Source organism: Alteromonas sp. 76-1, assembly GCF_900654235.1.
GTDB lineage: Bacteria > Pseudomonadota > Gammaproteobacteria > Enterobacterales > Alteromonadaceae > Alteromonas > Alteromonas naphthalenivorans.
Genome location: NZ_LR136958.1, coordinates 2722619 through 2744263 on the forward strand (window position 1 = coordinate 2722619; position 21645 = coordinate 2744263).

General features: G+C 41.0%; 28 protein-coding genes and 2 pseudogenes. 26 read left to right on the top strand and 4 right to left on the bottom strand.

Features of this window, described 5'->3' with window-relative positions:
- Positions 1-34 precede the first annotated feature (34 nt).
- Positions 35-355, top strand: a complete 321-nt coding sequence (locus ALT761_RS11775; RefSeq protein WP_129738921.1) for a hypothetical protein — start codon at positions 35-37, stop codon at positions 353-355.
- Between the two features lie 296 nt (positions 356-651).
- Here ALT761_RS11775 and ALT761_RS20625 read toward each other — a convergent pair whose 3' ends face one another.
- Positions 652-855 carry a hypothetical protein gene (locus tag ALT761_RS20625; protein ID WP_172602880.1) on the bottom strand — a complete coding sequence of 68 codons (204 nt, stop codon included), beginning with the start codon at positions 853-855 and terminating at the stop codon, positions 652-654.
- 473 nt (positions 856-1328) lie between these two features.
- Here ALT761_RS20625 and ALT761_RS11785 point away from each other — a divergent pair, with 473 nt between their 5' ends.
- The 4 genes from ALT761_RS11785 (at position 1329) to ALT761_RS11800 (ending at position 3866) form a co-directional block, all read left to right on the top strand.
- Positions 1329-1775 (top strand): hypothetical protein, encoded by a 447-nt coding sequence (locus ALT761_RS11785; RefSeq protein ID WP_129738923.1) that lies wholly within the window; start codon positions 1329-1331, stop codon positions 1773-1775.
- Between the two features lie 160 nt (positions 1776-1935).
- Complete coding sequence (locus tag ALT761_RS11790) at positions 1936-2337, top strand: hypothetical protein (RefSeq protein WP_129738925.1); 402 nt, start codon at positions 1936-1938, stop codon at positions 2335-2337.
- A 152-nt stretch (positions 2338-2489) separates the two neighbouring features.
- A complete protein-coding gene (locus tag ALT761_RS11795; RefSeq protein ID WP_129738927.1) occupies positions 2490-3284 on the top strand; it encodes a trypsin-like serine protease in 795 nt (264 codons plus the stop codon).
- Between the two features lie 126 nt (positions 3285-3410).
- On the top strand, positions 3411-3866 hold the full coding sequence (locus tag ALT761_RS11800; protein WP_129738929.1) for a hypothetical protein: 456 nt from the start codon (positions 3411-3413) through the stop codon (positions 3864-3866).
- A 412-nt stretch (positions 3867-4278) separates the two neighbouring features.
- Here ALT761_RS11800 and ALT761_RS11805 read toward each other — a convergent pair.
- Together ALT761_RS11805 and ALT761_RS11810 are read right to left on the bottom strand one after the other, a co-directional pair.
- Positions 4279-4833: pseudogene (locus ALT761_RS11805) on the bottom strand (transposase); the annotation flags it as partial.
- 315 nt (positions 4834-5148) lie between these two features.
- Positions 5149-6303: pseudogene (locus tag ALT761_RS11810) on the bottom strand (IS110 family transposase).
- Positions 6304-6417: 114 nt separating this feature from the next.
- Between ALT761_RS11810 and ALT761_RS20795 the strand changes: the two are divergent.
- The 18 genes from ALT761_RS20795 to ALT761_RS11900 all read left to right on the top strand — a co-directional run bounded on the left by ALT761_RS20795 (position 6418) and on the right by ALT761_RS11900 (position 16935).
- Entirely contained in the window at positions 6418-6765 is a 348-nt protein-coding gene (locus ALT761_RS20795) for a hypothetical protein (protein WP_232043443.1), read from the top strand.
- A 127-nt stretch (positions 6766-6892) separates the two neighbouring features.
- Positions 6893-7312 (top strand): hypothetical protein, encoded by a 420-nt coding sequence (locus ALT761_RS11820; protein WP_126872735.1) that lies wholly within the window; start codon positions 6893-6895, stop codon positions 7310-7312.
- 142 nt (positions 7313-7454) lie between these two features.
- Positions 7455-7652 (top strand): hypothetical protein, encoded by a 198-nt coding sequence (locus ALT761_RS11825; RefSeq protein WP_129738933.1) that lies wholly within the window; start codon positions 7455-7457, stop codon positions 7650-7652.
- A gap of 62 nt (positions 7653-7714) precedes the next feature.
- Positions 7715-8170 carry a DIP1984 family protein gene (locus ALT761_RS11830; protein ID WP_129738935.1) on the top strand — a complete coding sequence of 152 codons (456 nt, stop codon included), beginning with the start codon at positions 7715-7717 and terminating at the stop codon, positions 8168-8170.
- Between the two features lie 329 nt (positions 8171-8499).
- Positions 8500-9003 (top strand): hypothetical protein, encoded by a 504-nt coding sequence (locus tag ALT761_RS11835; protein ID WP_129738937.1) that lies wholly within the window; start codon positions 8500-8502, stop codon positions 9001-9003.
- 99 nt (positions 9004-9102) lie between these two features.
- Positions 9103-9408, top strand: coding sequence for a hypothetical protein (locus tag ALT761_RS11840; RefSeq protein WP_197724977.1), 306 nt, complete (start codon positions 9103-9105; stop codon positions 9406-9408).
- A gap of 159 nt (positions 9409-9567) precedes the next feature.
- On the top strand, positions 9568-9831 hold the full coding sequence (locus ALT761_RS11845) for a hypothetical protein (RefSeq protein ID WP_129738939.1): 264 nt from the start codon (positions 9568-9570) through the stop codon (positions 9829-9831).
- The gene (locus tag ALT761_RS11850) at positions 9828-10265 is read left to right on the top strand and encodes a hypothetical protein (RefSeq protein WP_129738941.1); all 438 of its coding nucleotides are present in this window, start codon (positions 9828-9830) and stop codon (positions 10263-10265) included. The genes ALT761_RS11845 and ALT761_RS11850 overlap by 4 nt, the downstream gene beginning before the upstream one ends.
- 51 nt (positions 10266-10316) lie before the next feature.
- Entirely contained in the window at positions 10317-10820 is a 504-nt protein-coding gene (locus ALT761_RS11855; protein WP_129738943.1) for a zf-TFIIB domain-containing protein, read from the top strand.
- Positions 10821-10954: 134 nt separating this feature from the next.
- Positions 10955-11983 (top strand): serine hydrolase domain-containing protein, encoded by a 1029-nt coding sequence (locus ALT761_RS11860; RefSeq protein WP_129738945.1) that lies wholly within the window; start codon positions 10955-10957, stop codon positions 11981-11983.
- Between the two features lie 101 nt (positions 11984-12084).
- Positions 12085-12774 carry a VIT1/CCC1 transporter family protein gene (locus ALT761_RS11865; protein WP_129740625.1) on the top strand — a complete coding sequence of 230 codons (690 nt, stop codon included), beginning with the start codon at positions 12085-12087 and terminating at the stop codon, positions 12772-12774.
- 223 nt (positions 12775-12997) lie between these two features.
- Positions 12998-13276, top strand: coding sequence for a hypothetical protein (locus ALT761_RS11870; RefSeq protein ID WP_129738947.1), 279 nt, complete (start codon positions 12998-13000; stop codon positions 13274-13276).
- Positions 13277-13309: 33 nt separating this feature from the next.
- Positions 13310-13546 carry a hypothetical protein gene (locus tag ALT761_RS11875; RefSeq protein WP_129738949.1) on the top strand — a complete coding sequence of 79 codons (237 nt, stop codon included), beginning with the start codon at positions 13310-13312 and terminating at the stop codon, positions 13544-13546.
- Positions 13547-13622: 76 nt separating this feature from the next.
- The gene (locus ALT761_RS11880; RefSeq protein WP_129738951.1) at positions 13623-13862 is read left to right on the top strand and encodes a hypothetical protein; all 240 of its coding nucleotides are present in this window, start codon (positions 13623-13625) and stop codon (positions 13860-13862) included.
- Between the two features lie 198 nt (positions 13863-14060).
- Positions 14061-14894: an acyl-CoA thioester hydrolase/BAAT C-terminal domain-containing protein gene (locus ALT761_RS11885; RefSeq protein WP_129738953.1), complete on the top strand. Its 834-nt coding sequence runs from the start codon at positions 14061-14063 to the stop codon at positions 14892-14894.
- A 157-nt stretch (positions 14895-15051) separates the two neighbouring features.
- The gene (locus tag ALT761_RS11890; RefSeq protein WP_129738955.1) at positions 15052-15393 is read left to right on the top strand and encodes a hypothetical protein; all 342 of its coding nucleotides are present in this window, start codon (positions 15052-15054) and stop codon (positions 15391-15393) included.
- 19 nt (positions 15394-15412) lie between these two features.
- Complete coding sequence (locus ALT761_RS11895) at positions 15413-16144, top strand: SDR family oxidoreductase (protein WP_129738957.1); 732 nt, start codon at positions 15413-15415, stop codon at positions 16142-16144.
- A 326-nt stretch (positions 16145-16470) separates the two neighbouring features.
- The gene (locus ALT761_RS11900; protein ID WP_129738959.1) at positions 16471-16935 is read left to right on the top strand and encodes a hypothetical protein; all 465 of its coding nucleotides are present in this window, start codon (positions 16471-16473) and stop codon (positions 16933-16935) included.
- A gap of 69 nt (positions 16936-17004) precedes the next feature.
- On the opposite strand, the gene ALT761_RS11905 is transcribed toward ALT761_RS11900, so the two are convergent.
- Positions 17005-17304 carry a hypothetical protein gene (locus ALT761_RS11905; protein ID WP_129738961.1) on the bottom strand — a complete coding sequence of 100 codons (300 nt, stop codon included), beginning with the start codon at positions 17302-17304 and terminating at the stop codon, positions 17005-17007.
- Between the two features lie 288 nt (positions 17305-17592).
- Here ALT761_RS11905 and ALT761_RS11910 point away from each other — a divergent pair, with 288 nt between their 5' ends.
- The 3 genes from ALT761_RS11910 to ALT761_RS11920 are packed head-to-tail and all read left to right on the top strand — an operon-like array spanning position 17593 to position 21470.
- Positions 17593-18402, top strand: coding sequence for an SAM-dependent methyltransferase (locus tag ALT761_RS11910; protein ID WP_129738963.1), 810 nt, complete (start codon positions 17593-17595; stop codon positions 18400-18402).
- 39 nt (positions 18403-18441) lie between these two features.
- Complete coding sequence (locus tag ALT761_RS11915; protein WP_129738965.1) at positions 18442-18651, top strand: hypothetical protein; 210 nt, start codon at positions 18442-18444, stop codon at positions 18649-18651.
- 29 nt (positions 18652-18680) lie between these two features.
- Positions 18681-21470, top strand: coding sequence for a tetratricopeptide repeat-containing hybrid sensor histidine kinase/response regulator (locus ALT761_RS11920; RefSeq protein WP_129738967.1), 2790 nt, complete (start codon positions 18681-18683; stop codon positions 21468-21470).
- Positions 21471-21645: the final 175 nt, after the last annotated feature.

The window sequence follows — 21645 nt, forward strand, 5'->3', positions numbered from 1 at the left end:
CCAACTATTACTTAGCCGTTTATGGCGGCGTTAAATGCCAATGGAAGCTACGAAGACAACATCATTTATAGCTGGTGCATTAATGGCTCTCAGCGAAGCAGTTATTAAGTTTTATTCTCTTCCAGAGGGCGTTTTTTCACTTGTTATTTTCTTTTTAATTATTTTTTTAGTTCTTGGTAAGCAAATTACTAGAGAATTTGAGCGCCAAATCCACGGAAGGCACAAACTTGATGAAAACCCATGGAAAGACACTGAAAGTTGGCGTTTTAACTTCAGTTTAATTGCACGTTTATTGCTTTTTTGTTTAGGTTTTATATCTGCAGCAGAATTAATAAACTTAGCAAATGGCATTTAACAAACCACTCAAGGCACTCGCGTTGCTCGCTGGGACGCTAACACATGGGCTGCGTCACTTCGTTCCTAATTTTAGCCCATGTGTTATCGCCCCTTAGTGGGAAGTTAGAAGGCGTCAGCCTAACCTATATTTGGCTTTATAAAAATATCAGTTCAACGTACCTAACCTGCTGTTTCAAAAATCGCTCTGGCTTTTAGTGGCTTTAACTTCGCCGCATTAACTTCATAGGTTGCGCAATAGGCGCTTTATCGGCTAGTTCTTATTTTCAGTCAGCAAGCGCCATTGCACTTGGTAATTCATGGTGCAGCTTGCTTCAGTCTAATCACCAACATCACTGCACTGGCATTTTGCTTGTTTGCTTTAACAATCAATCGTATGCTGGCTTTATTAGTTTTTAAAAAAGCCAAAGGAACAGGCTCTGCTTCTAACAAAGCGCTTAAGCCTCTCCCTTCGGTCGCTGGGACGCCTATACGCGGGGCGGCTTCGCCATTATGCCCCACGTATCTGCGCCCCTTAGCTTAAAGTTAGGTGAAACCGGAATGTTTACCTTTGGATTGAAGAAAAAAGATATCGCTTGCTGTTTGCTTTGTTACAACGAGGCAGAATATGTCTTTTCAAAATGTATACGGAACTCGCTTCTTTCGCTTGCACTAATGCTGTATGCCATTACTTTTTTAGCCTTCGTGCTTTTTGCGCCTTCATTCTTGTATGTGTTTATTATAGGTATTGTTGCTTCCGTTTTTGGTATTTTCACCAAGCTTTTTATGCATGTAGAGCTTCGTTGTAAAAAATGTAGAAATTCATTGCTAATCTAAGTCTAGGTTGTGTTAGCTTTTTCACCTAACAAACGCATAAACACTCGCTTCGCTCGCAGGGGACAAATACACGTAGGCTCCCCTCGCTCTGCTCGGTATTTTAGCCTACGTATATTTGCCCGTTATGCGGGAAGTTATGTGCTTAAAGGTGTAAGCAGATGAAAAAGGTTTTAAATGGATTTCTACTAGGATTGGGATTTTCGATTGCTTTTGCATTGTTCATGACCATTTGGGCTATAACAGCTCAACCTAGAATCGAAGCCATGTTCGAAGAATCGTATAGCAAAGTAAAATCTGATTTCGATTCTTCTTTTATTGATAGCATGGGTTTAAAAATCGATAAAACTGTGATTCAAGACCAATCAGTTTTAATAAACTACAAAGTTAATAATATTGGTTCAGGTCTTGCGTCGCTATACTTCGTGAGATTCACCTTGAAAGCTTCAAATGGTCAATTTATGGGTAACTGCGACCATCAAATACCTGAGGCTTTTACTAATAATAACTTTATTTTTCTTTCAGTCCGCTGTTCGGATCTGCAGCTTCCAGCTAACGAGTTTGACGTTGCCATTGCTTCGGTTATTAAAAACCGACAACAATTTTAATTTACAGTAAGTTTAAATCGAAGGTTGAGTTTTGAACGCACATAACAACTCAATAAACTCACTCACTTTGTTCGCTGGGACCCATACACGTAGGGCGGCTTCGCCATTATGCCCCACGTGTCTGTGCCCGTTATTGAAAAGTTAGCTGTAAAGGAAAATCATGCTGCTTCGAGCAATGATCAAGAAAATGGATGAAAGTTTTCCAGAAATTAAATTTACTGTAAATGAAAAGGATCATCTAATATCAGTACCTGCGAAGCATGAGGATGTGGGTTCAGTGCATATTCAAGATGATTTCGACGAGCTTACGGTGTTTGTTGGCAATTTCACTCATTGGCATGTTGGCTGCTATGAAGAAGGCCTAAATGAGCAGCAAAAATCAGATTCAATTGCTGAAGATGTATCCGAGTTTTTATCAGACTTATTCAATGACAAAATAGTTATGTGGGGTGGCCATAAAAAAGGTGGTGGCTTTTATTTAAAAGGCGAGAAACCTAATTCAAAATCATGGTTAGGTGCACAACACAAAGAATGGGTGTGGTCTGGGCCACTACACAGCTAACAAGACTGTCAACTGGACGCCTTTTCCGTTGCTCGTTTTTGTGCTTGAATAGCACAAAAACAACCAACTACAAAGTCGCCAGTTACAGCGGCGTTATATGCCTATATGAATGATTTCTTCGATTTTATAAAAGTACGAATACGGATATAAAAATGACTCTAATCAAATATTGTTTCTTCGCCTCAATACTAACTCTCTCTTTAAATTGTTGGTCTATAGTAGTCCGTCATGATGTGCAACCTAGTGAATATGAAATAGAGAAAGCTCCGCCCTTTTTTGCTGATATGCCCAACGGTGGGCATGGTGCTCTGATAGCTCCCAATTGGGTAGTTACAGTTGCACACCTAGTATCAGCTGACATTAAGGGGCAATTGATAAAGATAGGGATGCATCAAGTTGAGGTGGAGAAAGTAATCATTCATCCAGGTGTAACTGAGATTCCTGAGGACATTCTTGCTGGAGATGCTTCAAATTTGATGGAGCTTATGATGAGCGCTCACGATATCGCCTTGGTTAAGTTGAATACGAGATTACCTGATAACGCCCCTATTGAAATTTATTCTAAAAATAATGAACTAGGCAAGATAATTACCGGATATGGCAAAGGCACTACAGGCAATGGAAACACAGGCTCTGTTAGCGGAACTCAGGGAGTCCTTAGGCAACTACAGAATAGAATTGAAGAAACCCACCCTAATTGGCTCTCAATAACTTTTGATTATGGTGAAAATGCTCTTGAACTTGAAGGTATCGATGGCTCGTGGGACAGTGGGGGACCTTTGATTTTTAACGTCAATAGAACGAGCTACTTAGTCGGACTTTTTTGTTGGGACTACATTGAAGGAAACTTAGAGGAATTTGCAGCAGCTCATTATGGCATGAAATCTTATCAAGTTAGACTTTCCAATTATAGTGAGTGGATAAAAAAAACAATAGCTACGAATTAAGGTTCGAGTGTTTGGTCGCGGCATATAACAAGTTTATGAAATATCGTTTCGGCCAAAAGACGGCCTTCACTGGACGCGCAAAAAACGCGCGCCATTTATAAAAAGCGTTAGAAGCCAAGGAGAATCATGGCTCGTCGTTCAGAGTTCAAAGGAATTGTAAGAAACTTTGCTCACATGCTAAATAACCGCAATAACGATCATCTTGGTTACTGGGCTACAGGACAACTATGCTTGCTCGCACAGCAACAGAACATCTCTTCTATATCAATTAATCTGTTAGAAATAGAGCATAACAGCGTAAAAAAACACCTCGAACCTTTTGCTAAAAGCATGCGGAAATCACTCATTAATATGCTGAACTCTCATAAAATTCCCTCATCATGGCTTACGTCAGCTACTGTTACTTTTAGCTTTAATGAACAATATCAAAAGCAGTATCACTATTGGCGTTCGGCTCTGGGCTCCCCCTATCTGGTAACGTTGGAAATCACGTCAGACTTAGGCAAGGTGTATAAACAAACATTTGGTGGTAATGTAAATCCACACGATCCTCTTAAGGAACAACGGCGTGCAGGCTTCTAACAAAAAAATTAAGTCACTCACTTCGTTCGCTGGGACGCATACACGTGGGCTGCTTCGCATTTTAGCCCACGCGTCTGCGCCCCTTATTTAAAAGTTGGTATGACTCCCCTTGTCAATAAAAACCGAGCGTAACCCTGACACTCTTTCAGCCCATAATTAGCTTTTTTTCTCACTTAAAATAAATGAGCTAACGCACCGGATGAGGCAGTAATGTCGTCGGTTGTCATGCTGGTATTCGTGGATTATTCATCTCTCAATGAACAGCGCCTACCTTACTCACTCCGCCGTGGTCACCTTCTCATCAGTCTATGTTCGTGGATCAATAACCGTTAAGTTATTGCCGTCATAACGCCCTCGTAGGTTGTGCCACATTCCGCGGCCTGATCCGAATGCATTAGCTCAAACTCTTTTATCATGCAGGTACTCTGCTCAATCTCAATTTTGGATTAACTGGCGTAAGCACCACTTCTTTAGCGATAGCCCATATGTAGGCTGCCATCTCTCTGGCTATTGCGGTGATAATGAGGTTGTAATGCTTACCTTTTTTACTCATTCGCTGGTAGCGTTTGCACAGACGAAGCTGTGCTTTCCAAGCAATATCGACGATGTCTTTGGGTAAGCCTTCCTGTCGTAGTTGAATATCCGTCGAGATATTGGCTGGATAGCGATAACTATGTGCGCCCTCAATAAGTAAGCGCCTGGCTCTACCATTCCCACATTTGGTTATTGCGCCTAAGTGCCGTTTTCCGCCTGAGGAATGCTCGCTTGGTACCAAACCTAAATAAGCCATGAGCTTTCTAGGGTGGTCGAAACGATTTAAATCACCAAGCTCAGCAACAACCCCAACCGCCACTAGCAGTCTCACACCACGCATGGCTTGAATCGCTTTAACGACAGGATAATACCGCCACTGGTGAACGTGATGGGTTAATTCATTATCTAGCCTTTCTAGCCGACGAATGCGCTGGTATGACTCCCCTTGTCAATAAAAACCGAGCGTAACCCTGACACTCTTTCAGCCCATAATTAGCTTTTTTTCTCACTTAAAATAAATGAGCTAACGCACCGGATGAGGCAGTAATGTCGTCGGTTGTCATGCTGGTATTCGTGGATTATTCATCTCTCAATGAACAGCGCCTACCTTACTCACTCCGCCGTGGTCACCTTCTCATCAGTCTATGTTCGTGGATCAATAACCGTTAAGTTATTGCCGTCATAACGCCCTCGTAGGTTGTGCCACATTCCGCGGCCTGATCCGAATGCATTAGCTCAAACTCTTTTATCATGCAGGTACTCTGCTCAATCTCAATTTTGGATTAACTGGCGTAAGCACCACTTCTTTAGCGATAGCCCATATGTAGGCTGCCATCTCTCTGGCTATTGCGGTGATAATGAGGTTGTAATGCTTACCTTTTTTACTCATTCGCTGGTAGCGTTTGCACAGACGAAGCTGTGCTTTCCAAGCAATATCGACGATGTCTTTGGGTAAGCCTTCCTGTCGTAGTTGAATATCCGTCGAGATATTGGCTGGATAGCGATAACTATGTGCGCCCTCAATAAGTAAGCGCCTGGCTCTACCATTCCCACATTTGGTTATTGCGCCTAAGTGCCGTTTTCCGCCTGAGGAATGCTCGCTTGGTACCAAACCTAAATAAGCCATGAGCTTTCTAGGGTGGTCGAAACGATTTAAATCACCAAGCTCAGCAACAACCCCAACCGCCACTAGCAGTCTCACACCACGCATGGCTTGAATCGCTTTAACGACAGGATAATACCGCCACTGGTGAACGTGATGGGTTAATTCATTATCTAGCCTTTCTAGCCGACGAATGCGCTCTTCTATGGTTTGCTACTGTTCTTGCAAGACAATTTGCTGAGCCGGATGAGGCAAAATCAGTTCAGTGAGCCAGCGAAGGTGCTTCTTCGACCAGTTGGCAGTGCCTTCATAACGAATGTTGTTGCGCAGCAGTAAGGCTTTAAGCTGGTACTTAGCTTCTTTTAAATCTTTCATTGCTGCTTCTCGGGCGCGGGATAAATCCCGAACAGCTTCATCCTCCGGCTCAGGCACATAAATGGGTGTAAGATCTTCCGACTTTAGCAACTTCACTAATTTAAGTGCATCACGGCGGTCAGTCTTAATTCGTTCTCCAGGCTTTTTGGGTATAAGAGAAGGCGCGACGACATAACAACAATGCCCTAAACTCGTTATCAGCCGATAAATCCAATAGCCACACGGCCCTGCTTCATACACCACGTGAATTGTTGCCCCAGGATATTTCGATTCAAACTGACGGATAAGCTTTTTAACGCTGACTTTTGAAGAAGGAATGCGGCCATAGTGCACCGCACTTGCTCCACGCTGCTCTTCACAATAAGCCACTTCGTGAAACTCTTTATGCGTATCCAACCCTATAAAAATCATGCTATGTTTATTCATGCTAGCCTCCAAATGATTTAGTCTTAAGCAAACTAATTATGGCACTGGCTTTCAGCTAACCCACGAAAATGCGGAGGCTAGCATTTCTCAGGGAGTCATTGTGTCTATGTGCACATGAAAATTCAAATACTTTCAGTTTTATTATTACTAAACGGATGCTCCAGCATCGACAATAAAATCAGCTATGGAGTGAACTTCGAAATTCCAATTGAAGCGTCGTGCCTTATTAGCACAATCAATGAGTATGAGCCGTTTCAGCCTGTTACCACTTTAGGCTCATCTTTAGAATTCACATATTTGGAAAATAGTACTAGTTTAAGTCTTCACTCTAAGAGTTTAATCGGTGGTTATCAGCTAACTATCGACGGCATGTTCCTCGGAAAGAGTCATCAACAATTTGTTCAAGAGGCGGAGCAAACATCAAAATTAGTTCAGCGCCTTGTAAGTCAAGGTTGTTCTTAGTGAGTGCACATAACAAAAAAATTAAGTCACTCACTCCGTTCGCTGGGACGCATACATGCGGGGCGGCTTCGCCATTATGCCCCACATGCCTGCGCCCCTTATTTAAAAGTTATGCATCAGGATGAACATGCAAAATAAACTCTTTTTTGTCGCTCTAATATTAGTAGCCGTATTTTCGTTCTTAGCAGGTAAATATTTTACACATTCAAAAAAGAGTTCAGAATACATAGATGCGTTAGTTACGACTGTCAATTTGTCTTCCGATCGTTGGGATGAAATCCAGCTTCTTACTGTTTTATATGAGGCCTCATTGCAGGACAAAGAAGCTGCGAAATTTCAGTATATTCTTGCAGTGTCGCTCATGTTTCGTGACGATATTCGCCTAAGAGATATCTATAAAAATGACTTTGGTTTAAGTACCGGAACCTACAGTACCAATAACGCCGTCATTGAATCTTTGAAAAAACACGGTTTTACAGAGTGCGCTAACCTAGATGGCGCAAATTTAGTCCAATGCAACTTGGATGTTTTAGAGAATGATGCATAACAACCCAATCAACACACTCACTGCGTTCGCTGGGACGCATACACGTGGGGCGGCTTCGCCATTATGCCCCACATGCCTGCGCCCGTTATTGGAAAGTTATACGTTTAAATAGAAGACAAAAGATAAGGAGTTCTTTTTTAACATGAGTATTTGGCAAATTATTATTTTTATTGTGCTTTTCGGTCTAACGCTTTTACCAGTATTAGTTGCCTTAACATCAAAGAAAGCTAAGGGGGTACACAAATTAGTTTGGTGCCTCGTTTCACTATTCTTTTCATGGTTAGGCTTTTTAGTTTATTACTTCTTTGCTGTCAGAAGTATGAGTGAGCGCAACGCATAACGAGCCAATCAACGCACTTACTGCGTTCGTTATTGGAAAGTTTGGCATTTAAGGAGAATCAGTTGAAACTTGCAGAAGCATTGAACATTAGAGCGGACCTTCAACGGCGCTCACATCAGCTTAAAGAACGAATCTTACGTAACGCAAAGATTCAAGTGGATGAGAAACCAGCAGAAGATCCGAATGAACTGCTCAATGAATTAGAGCAAGTGAATACTGAGCTGGTTCAGCTCATCAAAGCAATTAATAAAACTAATTGCAGTATTCGTTTCGACGAGCATCAAATGCTCTCTGATATATTATCCGAAAGAGATTATCTTTCTAAACAGATAGAGCTATATCGGGAACTTGCCAAACAAGCAACCGTTACGCAAGATAGGTATAAGAAACTAGAGATTAAATTCAAACCTTCCGTCGACGTTAGAGCAATACAACAGGAAGCCGATAAACTTTCAAAGCAATTTCGAGAGTTGGATATGAAAATTCAGTCAATTAACTGGACTGAGGATTTGATTTAAAAAGAACGGTAGGCCTGTTTGCGGGCGAATATTTTCCGACAACTGGGTAAAGTTGTAACTAGGTTAGACGTAGGGGCAAGTCTAGAAGGTTCGATTCCTTCTCAAACATTTATCCCCTGTACAAGTCACACTAGAATTTTGTACGTTTTATTGTTACTACCTTAAATATTGACGCAAACTAGGCTGAGGGTGGGTTCGGGGTTCTTATAAGCAAATGCCTAACAAGCGCATTAACACTCGCTGGGGACAAAAACACGTAGGCTCGCTTCGCTCGGATTTTAGCCCACATGCCTGCGCCCCTTATTAAAAGCTAGGTTGGCACACGGAATATGAGAAAATTTCGCTCTGTAAATAACGCCATTCGAAGGACGTTGGAATGCTCTTTTTCAACATTAACTAATCCTTTAAAAAAGAAAATCCCTGAAGACTATACACCTTATGCTATATCTGTCTTTGAAGGCAGACTAGATGAAGAGCAATCAGAAAAATTATTAGTTAACGTAAGTTTCTCTGTAGGCAAAGAGCGAATAAGTAAATTAAATAAATTTAGTATTAGGTTAATGTCGGAATTCGATGCCTATTCCTTCAAGCTTGCAGGTATCAGAAAAAAGAATATTTTGTACAAAGAATTTACTTCTAAAAATGCGAAAATTGAGTATGTCACTCAAGTTAACATGGGTAATTTCAAAGTGTTATTACCTGAAATTGTCGCTGCATATTATGAAGGATATGACTATACAAATATTCTTTGGCTTAAAGGAAGAAATGACAATTTGGCTAAAATAGAGTATTTGGCAAATGAGTATGGACTGTTTCTATGGAATGCATCTTAACAAGCGCCTAAACTTTGACATGGTTATGTTGTCTTGGTTTTGGCAAACAACGCAAAAAGCCACACCAACTCATTGCGTATTAGGCATCATGGAAGGCCAATGAAAAATTTCACTATAAATGCTATATTTTCCGCACTTTTAGGCGCAATCATTTGGTTTTTGTCCCCCTTTATAACTGGCGAAGTAGAGCCTTGGGATGCTTTCCCTTTATTCTATTTAGTATCTCTGTCCATCGTAGGCTTTATCGCTGCAATACCTAAGAGCGCTTCATTAACCAGCATTTATGTCGGTGTTATTGTTGGTCAGTTCCTATACATGTTAGTTTTCTTACCAGTCGGTCCACTAATACTTATTGGCGTTTTTAGTTTAGCGCTTTACAGCTTACTCACACTAATTGGACCTTAAGTAAAACGAAAGAACACTAGTGCCTAGCAACTCAATGAATTCACATACTTCGTTCAATGGTGCTCCACTGCTTCGCTTGGTATGGTTTTCGCTGTTACACTAAAAATACCAACCAAATTAGCTGTGGCGTAATATGCGCTCTGGAATGTTTCAAAAAGTATGAATTTAGAAAAGTGGAAAAAAACGCGTCAAAAAGGTAAAGAGAAGTATATTCTGGTAAACGGCGTGCTTGCATGGGGTATTCCTACAGCCCTGGTATGGTCAGTCACAATGGAAATTTTTCAACCATCTGAAAACATCTGGGTGCGGCCGTTAATAGCTCTCGTCATTTTTCCACTTGGTGGCATTGGATTTGGGTATTTCACTTGGAATGCTTCAGAAAAGCAATACAAAGCGAAATTTACGAACAAGGGATTGAATTGAAAACAGGGAAAACTGGTATATTCAAAGTAGAGTCAGCACTCAAGCTTCTTTTTCTTTGTGTAGTCTCAATGGGTATTTTTGTGATTGTTAAGCTTTATCAATTAACGACCATAATCAACCAGAATTCCTCTAATCAAATCCCAAAACTCTTTGTCTACTTAACCATTGGCTTGTTCTCCTTTTCGTTTTTAAGCCTAGTAATCGCTCTTATAAACTTTGATCAATCGGAGCTATTGCGAGGCTCAATAGCATTGCATGTGGTTTCCACGGTTTTTGATGTAGCTTGGATAGTAATGGTACGTAATCGAATAAATGTTATTTGGGGAGCACAGCGAGACCATAACTGCTGGTTACATCCTTTGGCTGTTTCAATATTTCATGTTATTTATATTCAATACAAAATAAACAGGCACTACTCGGCACGTGCAATATAACAACCCCCTCGCGCTGCTCGCCGGGATGCAATAGTAAGGAAGTGTTAAACGATGAAATGCCCAAGGACGCACTCAACGTTAAAGAGGGTAACCGTCGGCAAGGTTCCGGTTTACTACAGCGAAGCGTGTGGCGGTGTTTTACTCGAAAATCAAACACTGAGTAACTTTGAAAACCCTCAGGAAAAGAGAGGGAATGTTTTAGCAAAGCACCTCAGCCAGTTTCATTACGAAATAGACTCTTTAAATAAACGTATTTCTTGCCCTAAGTGCCCTGATACAGTGATGTTACGCAGGTTTTACAGCCCTCTTCATGCTGTAGAAATAGATGAGTGTCCTAACTGTGGTGCCATTTGGTTAGACACTGGTGAATTAGAGAAGATACAGTCATTGATGTTGAATGAAAAAGACCGCGCGCTTTTAAGAATAGAGTTAATGAAAAAGCATGAAAGAATCGAGGTTAAATGTATGCCTCACCGTCATGATAATTGGAATAAACGCAGTGACAAAGTAGACGCTTTTTTCGATTTAGCATCTTATATCTCCAATAGTTGGTAGGGACATCGTAGATGACAACTAGTCACTTCGTTCGCTGGGGAACATTCTAGGGGCTGTTTCGTCCCTCAAGATTAACCATGGGTTATCTGCCGCTTTTTGGGGCGTGGTGAGTAAAATTCTTAGGATCTGAAAAAATGATGAAGAAACGAAGAATACTGATTATTAGAATCACATTGCTTGTTGGAACTATTATTTCGCTATTCTTCGTGCCATGGATTTTAGTAATGGCTTGGGTTTTACCGTTACCCGATACAATTCAAGAGCAGGTAGACGAAGCCATTGCAAGCGGTTTTGATGGCATGATTGTTTATGTGGACGAAGCAGGAAAACCACCAGCATTCTACACCGGAGGCTGGAATGATAGAGAAAACAGAAAACCAGCCGACTCAAATTCTTTATTCAAAATTGCCAGTATTAGCAAGTTATATACAGCTGTTGCTGTAACCAAATTGGCCAAGGAAAAGAGATTACTCCTAGACGCCCCGCTTACCGATTACCTTCCAGAACTTAAAGGTAGGATCGTAAATTCAGAAAAAATCACTTTGAAAATGATGGTACAACATCGGTCCGGCATTCCCAATTTCACTGATAATCCTGCTTATTGGCAGAACGAAATGGAAAGTAATCATGAAGCCCTTAATTTTGCCCTCGACTTACCACCTAGTTTTGAGCCCGACGAAGGCTATCAATATTCCAATACAAATTATTTGCTGCTTCGAAATATCATGGATAAGGTATTAGGATATAGCCATCATCAATATATTAAGGACAACATATTGATTCCCCTAGGATTGAATAACACTTATTTTTCGCTAAACGAAGTTAACCTGAATAATGTTATGAGTGGGTACTACGTTGGATATGAAGAAGATTTCAAAGCTCGCGAGTATGGAATGTTAGCTACAGCAGAAGATGTGGGTATCTTCTTACGAGCTTTAAACGATGGTTCAGTATTTGAAGATGGGGAAGAGGAAATCTATCCTTACGTCTACGAGCATGGTGGCTTGGTTGTCGGCTATCAGAGTCTCGCAAAATATAACAAAGAACTAGATGCGGTAGTGGTTCAATTTATTAACACGACTGATTTTGACGGGTATGAATGGAATTTATCTGAAATTACAATTAACCGTATTATTAAGATATTAGGAAGAAAAAAAGCCTAAGTTAACAACTTAAGTGCAACAAGCACCTAATGTAATAAATGAAGTACAACAAGTACCACGGCAAAACCTTATTGGGTAACGAAGATTCATCGAGAAAATTTATGGTTCATAGTGAAGTACATCGGTCACAACATGTAGGTTGGTTGCGCGCAGCAGTACTTGGTGCAAATGACGGAATTGTATCTACTGCAAGCCTTATCATCGGTGTTGCCGCTGCGAGTACTACCCATGAAGGCATTCTTCTAGCTGGTGCTGCAGGTTTAGTTGCTGGGGCTATGTCTATGGCTGCCGGTGAATATGTTTCAGTTAGTTCTCAATCAGATACAGAAAATGCCGATCTCGCCATTGAGCAAAAATCACTGGATCAGAATTTTGAATCTGAAAAAGAAGAGCTAGCAACAATATACAAAGGTAGAGGCCTTGAACCAACTCTGGCTAAACAAGTTGCTGAGCAGTTAATGGCTTTCGATGCACTTGGCGCTCATGCCAGAGATGATATCGGAATTTCACAAAGCGCTAATGCGCAGCCCATTCAAGCGGCCTTCTCGTCGGCAGGTGCTTTCACAGTAGGCGCTGCACTTCCTTTAGCGGTTGCCTGGTTAGTGCCAGAAGAGCTACTTATACCTATCGTCGCAGCTTTATCTTTACTGTTCCTCGCCGCTTTGGGTGCGATCGCAGCGCATGTTGGCGGTGCATCTATTACCGTGGGTGCAATCAGAGTGACTTTCTGGGGTGCGCTTGCAATGGTATTGACAGCAGTAGTAGGTCGCATCTTTGGAGTAGTTGCATGACAATGGGTTTATCTTCAATAGCTGCCTATTTACAATTTAAACTCTCATGTAGGAATTGGAGTGAATTAAAAGTATGAGTCAAGCGCAAGAATACGTTTCAGGGTTGGAAAAAATAGAACTGGGAACAGTGTGAGAAATGTCTTGTGACAATCTGCTGTACCCGCTAAACACGCCTTGGGTGCTATATTTCTAGTTAATTTGATCAGGGAGGTTATATTAATAGATGGACAATATTGATGCTGAATTAGCTTTACAGAAGATAACTAAAATTCAGAACTTAGAGAAAAAATTTTCTCGTGTCTACTACGTTCCTGGTTTTGCGTTTCTATTCGTTGTCATTTTTATCTTCATCAACAACGTATTTATCTCCCCTATTGATAATAGTTATTTAGCCATTTTATTGGCCTCCAATATCTTTGTAACGGGAAATGCTGCAATGCAAAGAACAGAGTACCTTAGACAAATAATCGCGCTGAAAGAAAGCGAGTGCATTGCACGTTAGCATTCTTGGCTAGTTAGCAGGTAAACAAGGCTAGTGGAACAATTGAAGTTTATTTTTATCGTTCTCATTATCATATTTATGGGTGGCTGTACCACAGGTAAGCTTTACTACATCGACAACAGTGGCAAGCGCAATTTAGGCTGTGATGTAGCGTTTACTGGTTTACCAAGTGTAGATAAATATGCTGTGGAGTATGCGCTTAGCTTGTGCGCGAAAAGCTTCATTGCTAAACGCGCAGATAACATCGGGATTGAGATATTAGCAAGCTAGGGCACAAATACGGGCGCTGCTTCTTACTATAGCGCCGCTGTTTTACCACTTTTTAGATACAAGTTAAGGGAATTAGATGAAAACCAAATTAATCGCCATTTTGATAGCGTCAGCTATTTCATCAGGATGCGCATCCACCTCTAACAAAACGGTGGGTGATTTTCTTGACGGTGCATCTTCTAGTGCAGAGAAAAGAGAACAAGAAGAATCAAACGCAATGCACGCTAAAAAGAATTCACCCGAAACCGATGCTATAGAAGACACTATGTCAGGTGTATTTACCGCCCTTTTTCGTGGCATATTTGGCTCACAGTAACGCCAGCATTCACTAAATATATTACATATAAAAAGTACGAGACAGGGTTTTGCCAGAAACATTTCCTAAAACTTTTTGGTAAAAGGCCCTGCTGATTTACTTTATCATAACCCTTTAATTCTTTTATAAAATGCTTAAGGTTCTAGGATATTTTCAGCATTTGAGCTATCAAGGGTATAACAAAATATGAAGTTGGAAATGAAGCATTTTTTACTATTTTTATTCTCGTTCGTACCAGTATTTACTTTAAGTGCAGACCCTCAAGCCCTTAGCGTGGAACAAGATGGTATTGTGGGTCACTATTATCAGCAACCCGCTAATTCACACAAGCAGCCAGTTATTGTGCTTGGTGGTTCAGAAGGCGGAATTCCTACAAAGCTTGCCAAAGTCATCGCCGAAAATGGCCACCCAACATTAGCCGTTGCTTATTTTAAAGCCGATACGCTTCCCAAAGAGTTAGAGAAAATTCCCCTCACCTATTTCGAAAAAGCAACAGCGTGGCTTCAACAGAAACACCCCGCACAAAAACATATCACGCTGGTTGGGTGGTCTAAAGGCGCCGAGTTGGCGTTGCTGCTTGCGTCCCGCGACACTGTATTTGATCGTGTTATCGCCATTGCGCCCAGTTCAGTGGTGTGGGCAGGTATTTTAGCTGATTGGCAGACGGTACCTGGCTCCAGCTGGAGTGAAAACGAAAAGGAATTACCCTTTGTTGCCTTTAATCCTACCGGACCTGTTGAAGGCTTGTTAGACCTGTATTCTCAATCTTTAGAAAATAGAAATGATGGCGGAAGTGCGACAATCCCTGTTGAGAATATTCGCGGAAATGTTGTGCTATATTCGGGGGGAATGGATGAAATATGGCCATCCTCTTCTATGGCGATTTCTATCTGCCAAGGTATGACAAAAAACGAGTTATCTCGCTGTAAGCATGTTGATTCCCCAAAATTAGATCACCTTCTAAATTACAAGATGTTAGCGCCCTCAGAAGACTTGTATAAGCAGTTTATTCAAAGTGTCGACGGTAAATAATATTTAGCCTCTTGAGTAGCAGCCATCAACTGGCAGTAGCGTTAATAGCTCGAAATATGGATGAATTTCATGTACGTTAAATAAGCGCAATTCATGAAAGGGTTCTAGTTTGAATACCATTGGAAAAATAGCTATTGTCATATGTGTGATCGCCTCCATGACTTTTTACAATTGGCTTCCTGATATGTGCGGTAACGATATTTATTCTGAAACGTTGTCTCCTGATGGCGAACTAAAAGCAGTAATTTTTCAAAGAGATTGCGGGGCAACCACAGGTTTTAGCACTCAGGTTTCTATCTTGGACACTGATGAAACCTTGGAAAATGATGGTGGCAATATCTTTCGTATGGATGGGCACCCTAACGATGCTGCCCCCATTATTTCGTGGGAGTCAGATTCAGCACTTACTATTAAAAAGACGGTAAACAATAAAGAGTACTTCGCTGAATCTACCTATGGTTGGTTTAATCCAATTCAGATACGCTACAGTGGTTCGTAAAACTAGTAAGGACTCAAATTTGTCCAAAGTTGCAATAATAACTGGGGCCAGCAGAGGTATTGGTGCCGCTACCGCTTTTACGCTATCTAAACAGGGTTATCGCGTTTGCATTAACTACCTTAAAAATAAAAGCCATGCAGAAGCTTTGTGTACTTCAATTAATAACAACGGCGGCGTTGCACTTACTCATAAAGCGGATGTCTCAGTGGAGGCAGAAGTTCAAAATATGTATAACAGGGTCAACGCTGAATTCGGCGCCGTTACGCATCTGGTGAACAATGTAGGCGTGCTTTTTACAAAAACTGCATTTTCAGAAATTAGTGCCGAGCGCTTCAAAACAATTTTGACTACGAATGTACTAAGCGCTTTTCTTTGCTCGAAAGCTTTTGTAAAACAAGTTCAAAATGATGGCGCAATTGTAAATGTCTCTTCGATTGCGTCTCGTACAGGTGCCCCGTTTGAATACGTAGACTATGCAGCATCGAAAGGTGCTATGGATTCGCTCACCACAGGTATGTCCTTAGAGCTTGCTGGCCAAAATATTAGAGTCAATAGCGTGCGCCCAGGCTTTATTGCCACCGATATACATGCAGACGGAGGTGAGCCAGATCGCGTAAATCGCCTAAGCTCACAAATTCCGATGGGACGCGGAGGCAATACGCAGGAAGTAGCAGATGCTATCGCATGGTTATTATCAGATGAAGCATCTTACGTTACAGGTTCATTTATTGATATTGCGGGTGGTAGATAAATTACAATAATCATAGACTACATTTATGCGATTAATACGCAGTAAAAAAATCCGAGTGAATTTCCCCTTGATAGATAAAAGCTATCTCCAATTACTATTGCTAACTGTAGCCAAACATTTAAGCTGCAAGTGTGATGATATCACATAACAAAAAAAGACAATTTGTATTACAGTATCTGTTTTTTAACGCATTTATGTGTTTCGTTTATATTTCTAGAACGTGCGAAAATGTTGCTGGCGTTTTGTGCAAAAGACGAAACCGTTTTAAAATTTGGTAACCAGCTTTAAAACCAACTCAACGATATTCTAAAAGAGAGGTATACATTATGTTTACTAAAGAGATGGTGCATACTGCGCTACAAACGTGGTGCGACAATGTAGTAAAAGTTGGGAAAGTACATACCGAAGGTGGAGACGTTCAAGCGTTTTCTCTTCAGGTGCTTACTGACAGCTATGATTACGACAATGGTCATGTATTGTTTAAGCCTACTTTGACGTTTGGCCAGCAAACGTTCCGCCCTACCAAAGAGGGCGCGCTTTCTTATTTTGTAGGTGGAAACAGTGACTACCCCAACGACAACGGTTTCAAGCTCAAGCCTTGGGTTAAAGTCTGGTACAGCAAAGAAGATTTTATTCTTAACGGCGAACTAGCCATTGTGCAGTGTAATGTTCACTTTATTGGGGATGACGACAGTCACATTTTTGTGAATAAGAGCTTTGTTTTTAAGCAATGTGACGATGGCAAGGTGCGTATTATTTTGCATCAATCCTCACTGCCTTATCAGCCATAAGTAGATTATTGAACATTAACCCAGCGCGTTGCATGTTATCAAAAAAATAAATGCAACGCGGTATTAGCGCTATCGATTACGCCTGTTATCTTCGAGCTCACTTTCAAGCACGCCTTCACGCTGATTGACCGGAAGCATTTGCTGGTCAAATTCACTATGAGGATTGGTTTCGTTATAAGCCAGTGGTTCATTTTCGCAATTGAGTGAGTTCGTTAAAACTGCTACACAAACTGGCTTCTCGGCTTTGGCACTAGGATCGTGACTAAAAGTACAAGCAGACACTGTGGACAATGCGCCTAGTGCCACTAACCATAAAGCTGCGCTTCTTATAACTGAACCGGTTATCGTTACACCATGGAGTTTAATCATTGTAACCCCCTAAATTAACTAACGTTATTTACCAATTTGGTATACAGTATTTAGTTCTCTTTTAGTACAGTATCATTTTTAAATTGGGTGATAAAGCGCTTTGAAATAACCCTGTTTTAGATACATATTTTGGTCGCCAACGAAAGTTTATCAATATTTATTGATAGGCCCTGGTTCACAGCTTCGAAACCATAACGGTTATAACCACAAAGTAATTAACAATGGATATATTTTCCTTTATATTCAGTAAAGGCTATACATAGCCAACTCTCAATGGAAAGGGATGAAATGAACTTAGATAAAAAAGGATCTTTGGTGGTTGTAGGTACAGGTATTACTGTATCTGGCCAAATGACCTTAATTACGGAAAGCCTACTTAAAACAGCTGATATTGTATTGAGCGTTGTAACACAGTCGGCGCTAATCAATCTGCAAATGATTAACTCGAATGTGGTGTGTTTACGCCACCTTTACGAGCAAGGCAAGTCTCGGGCACTCACCTACCAAAAAATGACGCAACGCATTGTTGATGAAGTCAAGGCAGGAAAAAAGGTGGTGGCGGCGTTTTATGGTCACCCTGGGGTATTTGTAAATCCCTCACATGAGGCCATCAAACAACTAAAAGAAGAAGGTTATAATGCCGAAATGCTACCGGGGATTTCTGCCGAAGACTGCTTGGTTGCTGATTTAGGCCTTGATCCCGCACATTATGGATGTCAGTCGTATGAGGCGACTCAGTTTCTGCTAAGACAGTACACCTTAGATCCTCATATGATGCAGATTATCTGGCAGATTGGCAGTATCGCCGATTTCACGCATAACAAACACCGTACCGCTCACCCAGGCTTAACGCAGTTAAGAAACGAATTGTTGAAATATTTTTCTCCTGAGCACACCATTATAGTTTATGAAGCCTCTACCATTCCCATTGCGGCTCCCCGAATAGAATACCTTGAACTAAAAAACTTAGCGGCAGTAATACCAAAACCTATCACTACGTTGGTTATCCCTTCTAAAGGATTACCAGATTTTGATATGAAATCGATGGCAGAACTAGATTTAACCCCTGCCCTTTTTGAACAAAAGTTGTTTGGCTAAAACGTAAGTATCTAACCACATAAAATAAAGGAATAAAAAATGAACGATTTGTTAGTAAAGTTTTTGATTGCCATGGATAAAGATGAAAAGTTAAAACAGCAGTATGTCAGCGATCCTAAGGGTACTGCTGAAGCTTTTGGTTTATCTAACGAAGATGTCCAAATATGCGCAAAAAACGATGTTGCAGCGATAAAAAACCGATGTGAAGCTGAAGGCGCAGACAACTTAGAAATCAGTCACTCTAAATAAGTTGATACTGGTTATATGGATTTAATTTTATGAGATTGTGGTGTCTTTTGTGGGTAGTGCTTTTAGCACTGCCCAGTTTTTCTGTGTTTTCTCAAGACGTAACTGTCGATATTGAGAAGGTATTGCAAACTGCCGATAAGAATGTATTTGTTAACCCCACGCTCGCAAAGAAACTCCTTAATCAAGCCGAAAAGTATCTAGCAGACAAAGACCTTCCAGCCTATGAAGCTCACTTGCTTAACCTAAAAAGTCATTCGTATATTCTTGAGGGTAATTATAAGCTGGCTTATGAAATGGCCACCCAGGCAAAAAAACTAGCCACAGAAGCTAATAACCAATTGCAACTTGCCGAAGCGTTAAGACGACAAGGAATAATCACTTATTTCTTTGATTTATATGGTGAATCTCTAGAGTTACTGCTTAACAGCCTGAGTATTCATCAGTCGTTAGACACCAGCTACATACAAAACACGTTGCAAGCCATCGGAAATTTGTATTCTAAATCCAATCAATGGGCCGATAACTTAATAAATACAGGTGAACAACTGGTCGCCGAATCAATTAAACGCGGCAACACCTATTACGAGGAACAAGGCTACGGTTTCATTGTGTCTGGCCTACTGGCTAAGGGAGAAATAGAGCAAGCGAAGTCGTTGATTGACCGAGTAAATACTAACCCCGACAAATTCGCGCCTATCTTGAATTTCTATTTGGCAAAAACTTACCTGCAATTAGGTAACCATGAAGAAGCGCTTGCGGTTACTAAAAATATTATCGAGCATGCAATTGCTGGGAAGCAACGCCAACGTGAGCTAGCGGGACTTGCATTGCAGTCTGAGGTTTTACTCAAATTAGAACGCATTGATGAAGCCGCCCAAACGGTTTTGAAGTTCTTATCCATTGCACAAGATTTAGACATTACTGAATATCAGTATGAAGGCTTAAAGATGCAAGCCAACATTGCGCTACTTAAGGGCCAATATCGCGATGCCTATCAATTTCTTTTGCAACATTCAGAATTGAAGCAGCAGGTCTTTGATACCCGCCAATCGGAGCAACTAGCGTTTAACAGAGCCCGTTTAGAAACCGATCAAAAGATACAAAAAATTACTGAATTAGAACTTAGTCAACAACTGTCAGAACAAAATAGTACGTTTCAGGTGTACATCATTGTCACGATTTGCTGCGTCGCTATTCTTTTATTTTTTATGTTTGTTATTACGCTTAAACAGAAGCGAGAATTGCGGGAGCTTGCGTTAAACCTACAAAATGCCACCGACGCGAAATCAGAATTTTTAGCCCGTATGAGCCACGAAATTAGAACACCAGTGAACGCCATAGTGGGGCTTACAAAGCTAACGCAAAAATCTGTTGTTAATGAAGAACAAAAAACCAACCTATCCCAAATTGAACAGTCGTCACAAACCCTACTAGGGGTAATTAACGATGTGCTAGATTTTTCAAAAATTGAAGCGGGAAAACTTAATATTGAATCTGAGGTTTTTGAACTCGACAAGCTGGTCGAGCAAGTCATTCGGTTACACGGGATAAATGCTAAAGAGAAGCGTATTGAATTGTTACAGTACGTGGCAAGGGACGTTCCCCTTCAAGTCTCTGGTGATGCCCTGCGTATTGAGCAAGTGCTGAATAATCTGCTAAGCAATGCCATTAAGTTTACTGACGAAGGAATGGTGTTCGTATCGGTTAATAAAAAATACTCTGAACACGGCGTTTTACTTGAGTTCTCAGTAAAAGATACGGGAATTGGCCTTTCAACAAATCAGATAGAATCACTGTTCGATGCCTTTACGCAAGCTGATGAATCCATTACCCGTAAATATGGCGGAACGGGGTTGGGCTTATCAATTTGTAAGCACCTTGTTTCGCTAATGGGCGGGGAAATATGGGTAGAGAGTAAGCTTGGTCAAGGCGCTACTTTCTTTTTCACTGTGTTAGTTGAGCAGCATAATCAACTGCCACAACCCACTACGTTAGGAAACCTAACGTTATCCGACCTAAAAGTGTTGGTGGTTGACGACACTATGCTTTCAAGACAAGCAATAGCGGAAGCGTTACTGCGCATCAATATCAACCCAGATTTGGCCACTGGTGGTAAAGAAGCGCTTATGTACCTGCGTACCGCTGTGGCAAGTAATGTACCGTATGATTTAATCATTATTGATTGGAAAATGGCGGACATTGATGGCATCGAGTTAGCCTCAATTATTAATCAGGAGTTCAGTCAAGGTAAGCCTAATATTGCGATGTTGTCAGCTTATGATATTGAATCACTTAAAACCCTCGGGCGACCAGTGGGCGTAGAGTACTATCTACAGAAACCGGTTAATAGCAGCTCGTTGCAGAATTGCTTACTGAGAATGTCTACTCGGGGCAAACCTCAAATGGCATCGTTAGAAAGTGAAGCTAAAGCGCCACCCGATTTTTCTGATAAAAATATCCTTTTGGTAGAAGATGATGCGATAAATCGCAAAGTTGCCAAACTGTTTTTAGCCGATACTAAGGCCAAGGTCAGTGTTGCAGAAAATGGCTTAATTGCTATGCAAATGTTGGAGCAAGAGAACGTTTTCGATCTTGTCTTGATGGATATGCAAATGCCTGTGATGGACGGGTTAACTGCTGCTCAAAAAATCAGAGAAGAGTTAAAGCTAGATGTTCCAATTGTGGCGATGACAGCACACGCTATGCAAACAGAGATAGAAAAAAGCTTCGCCGTGGGCATGAATGCGCATATTGTAAAACCCGTTAAGCCTGAATATTTGTACCATGTATTAAGTGAGCAGTTTGTAAAAGAAGCTTAAGCCTAACATTTAGAAAAAACCGAGCCTCAACAAGCTCAATAACAACCTTAAGTTTAAGAACACAAACTCAAACAACGCTAGGAACAAAAAAAAGCGGTTAACCTGTTTTAGGTTAACCGCTTTTTATTAATGTTTACGTGTTAGCTGTTGAGTTTTAGGCGTTAGCAAAAGTACA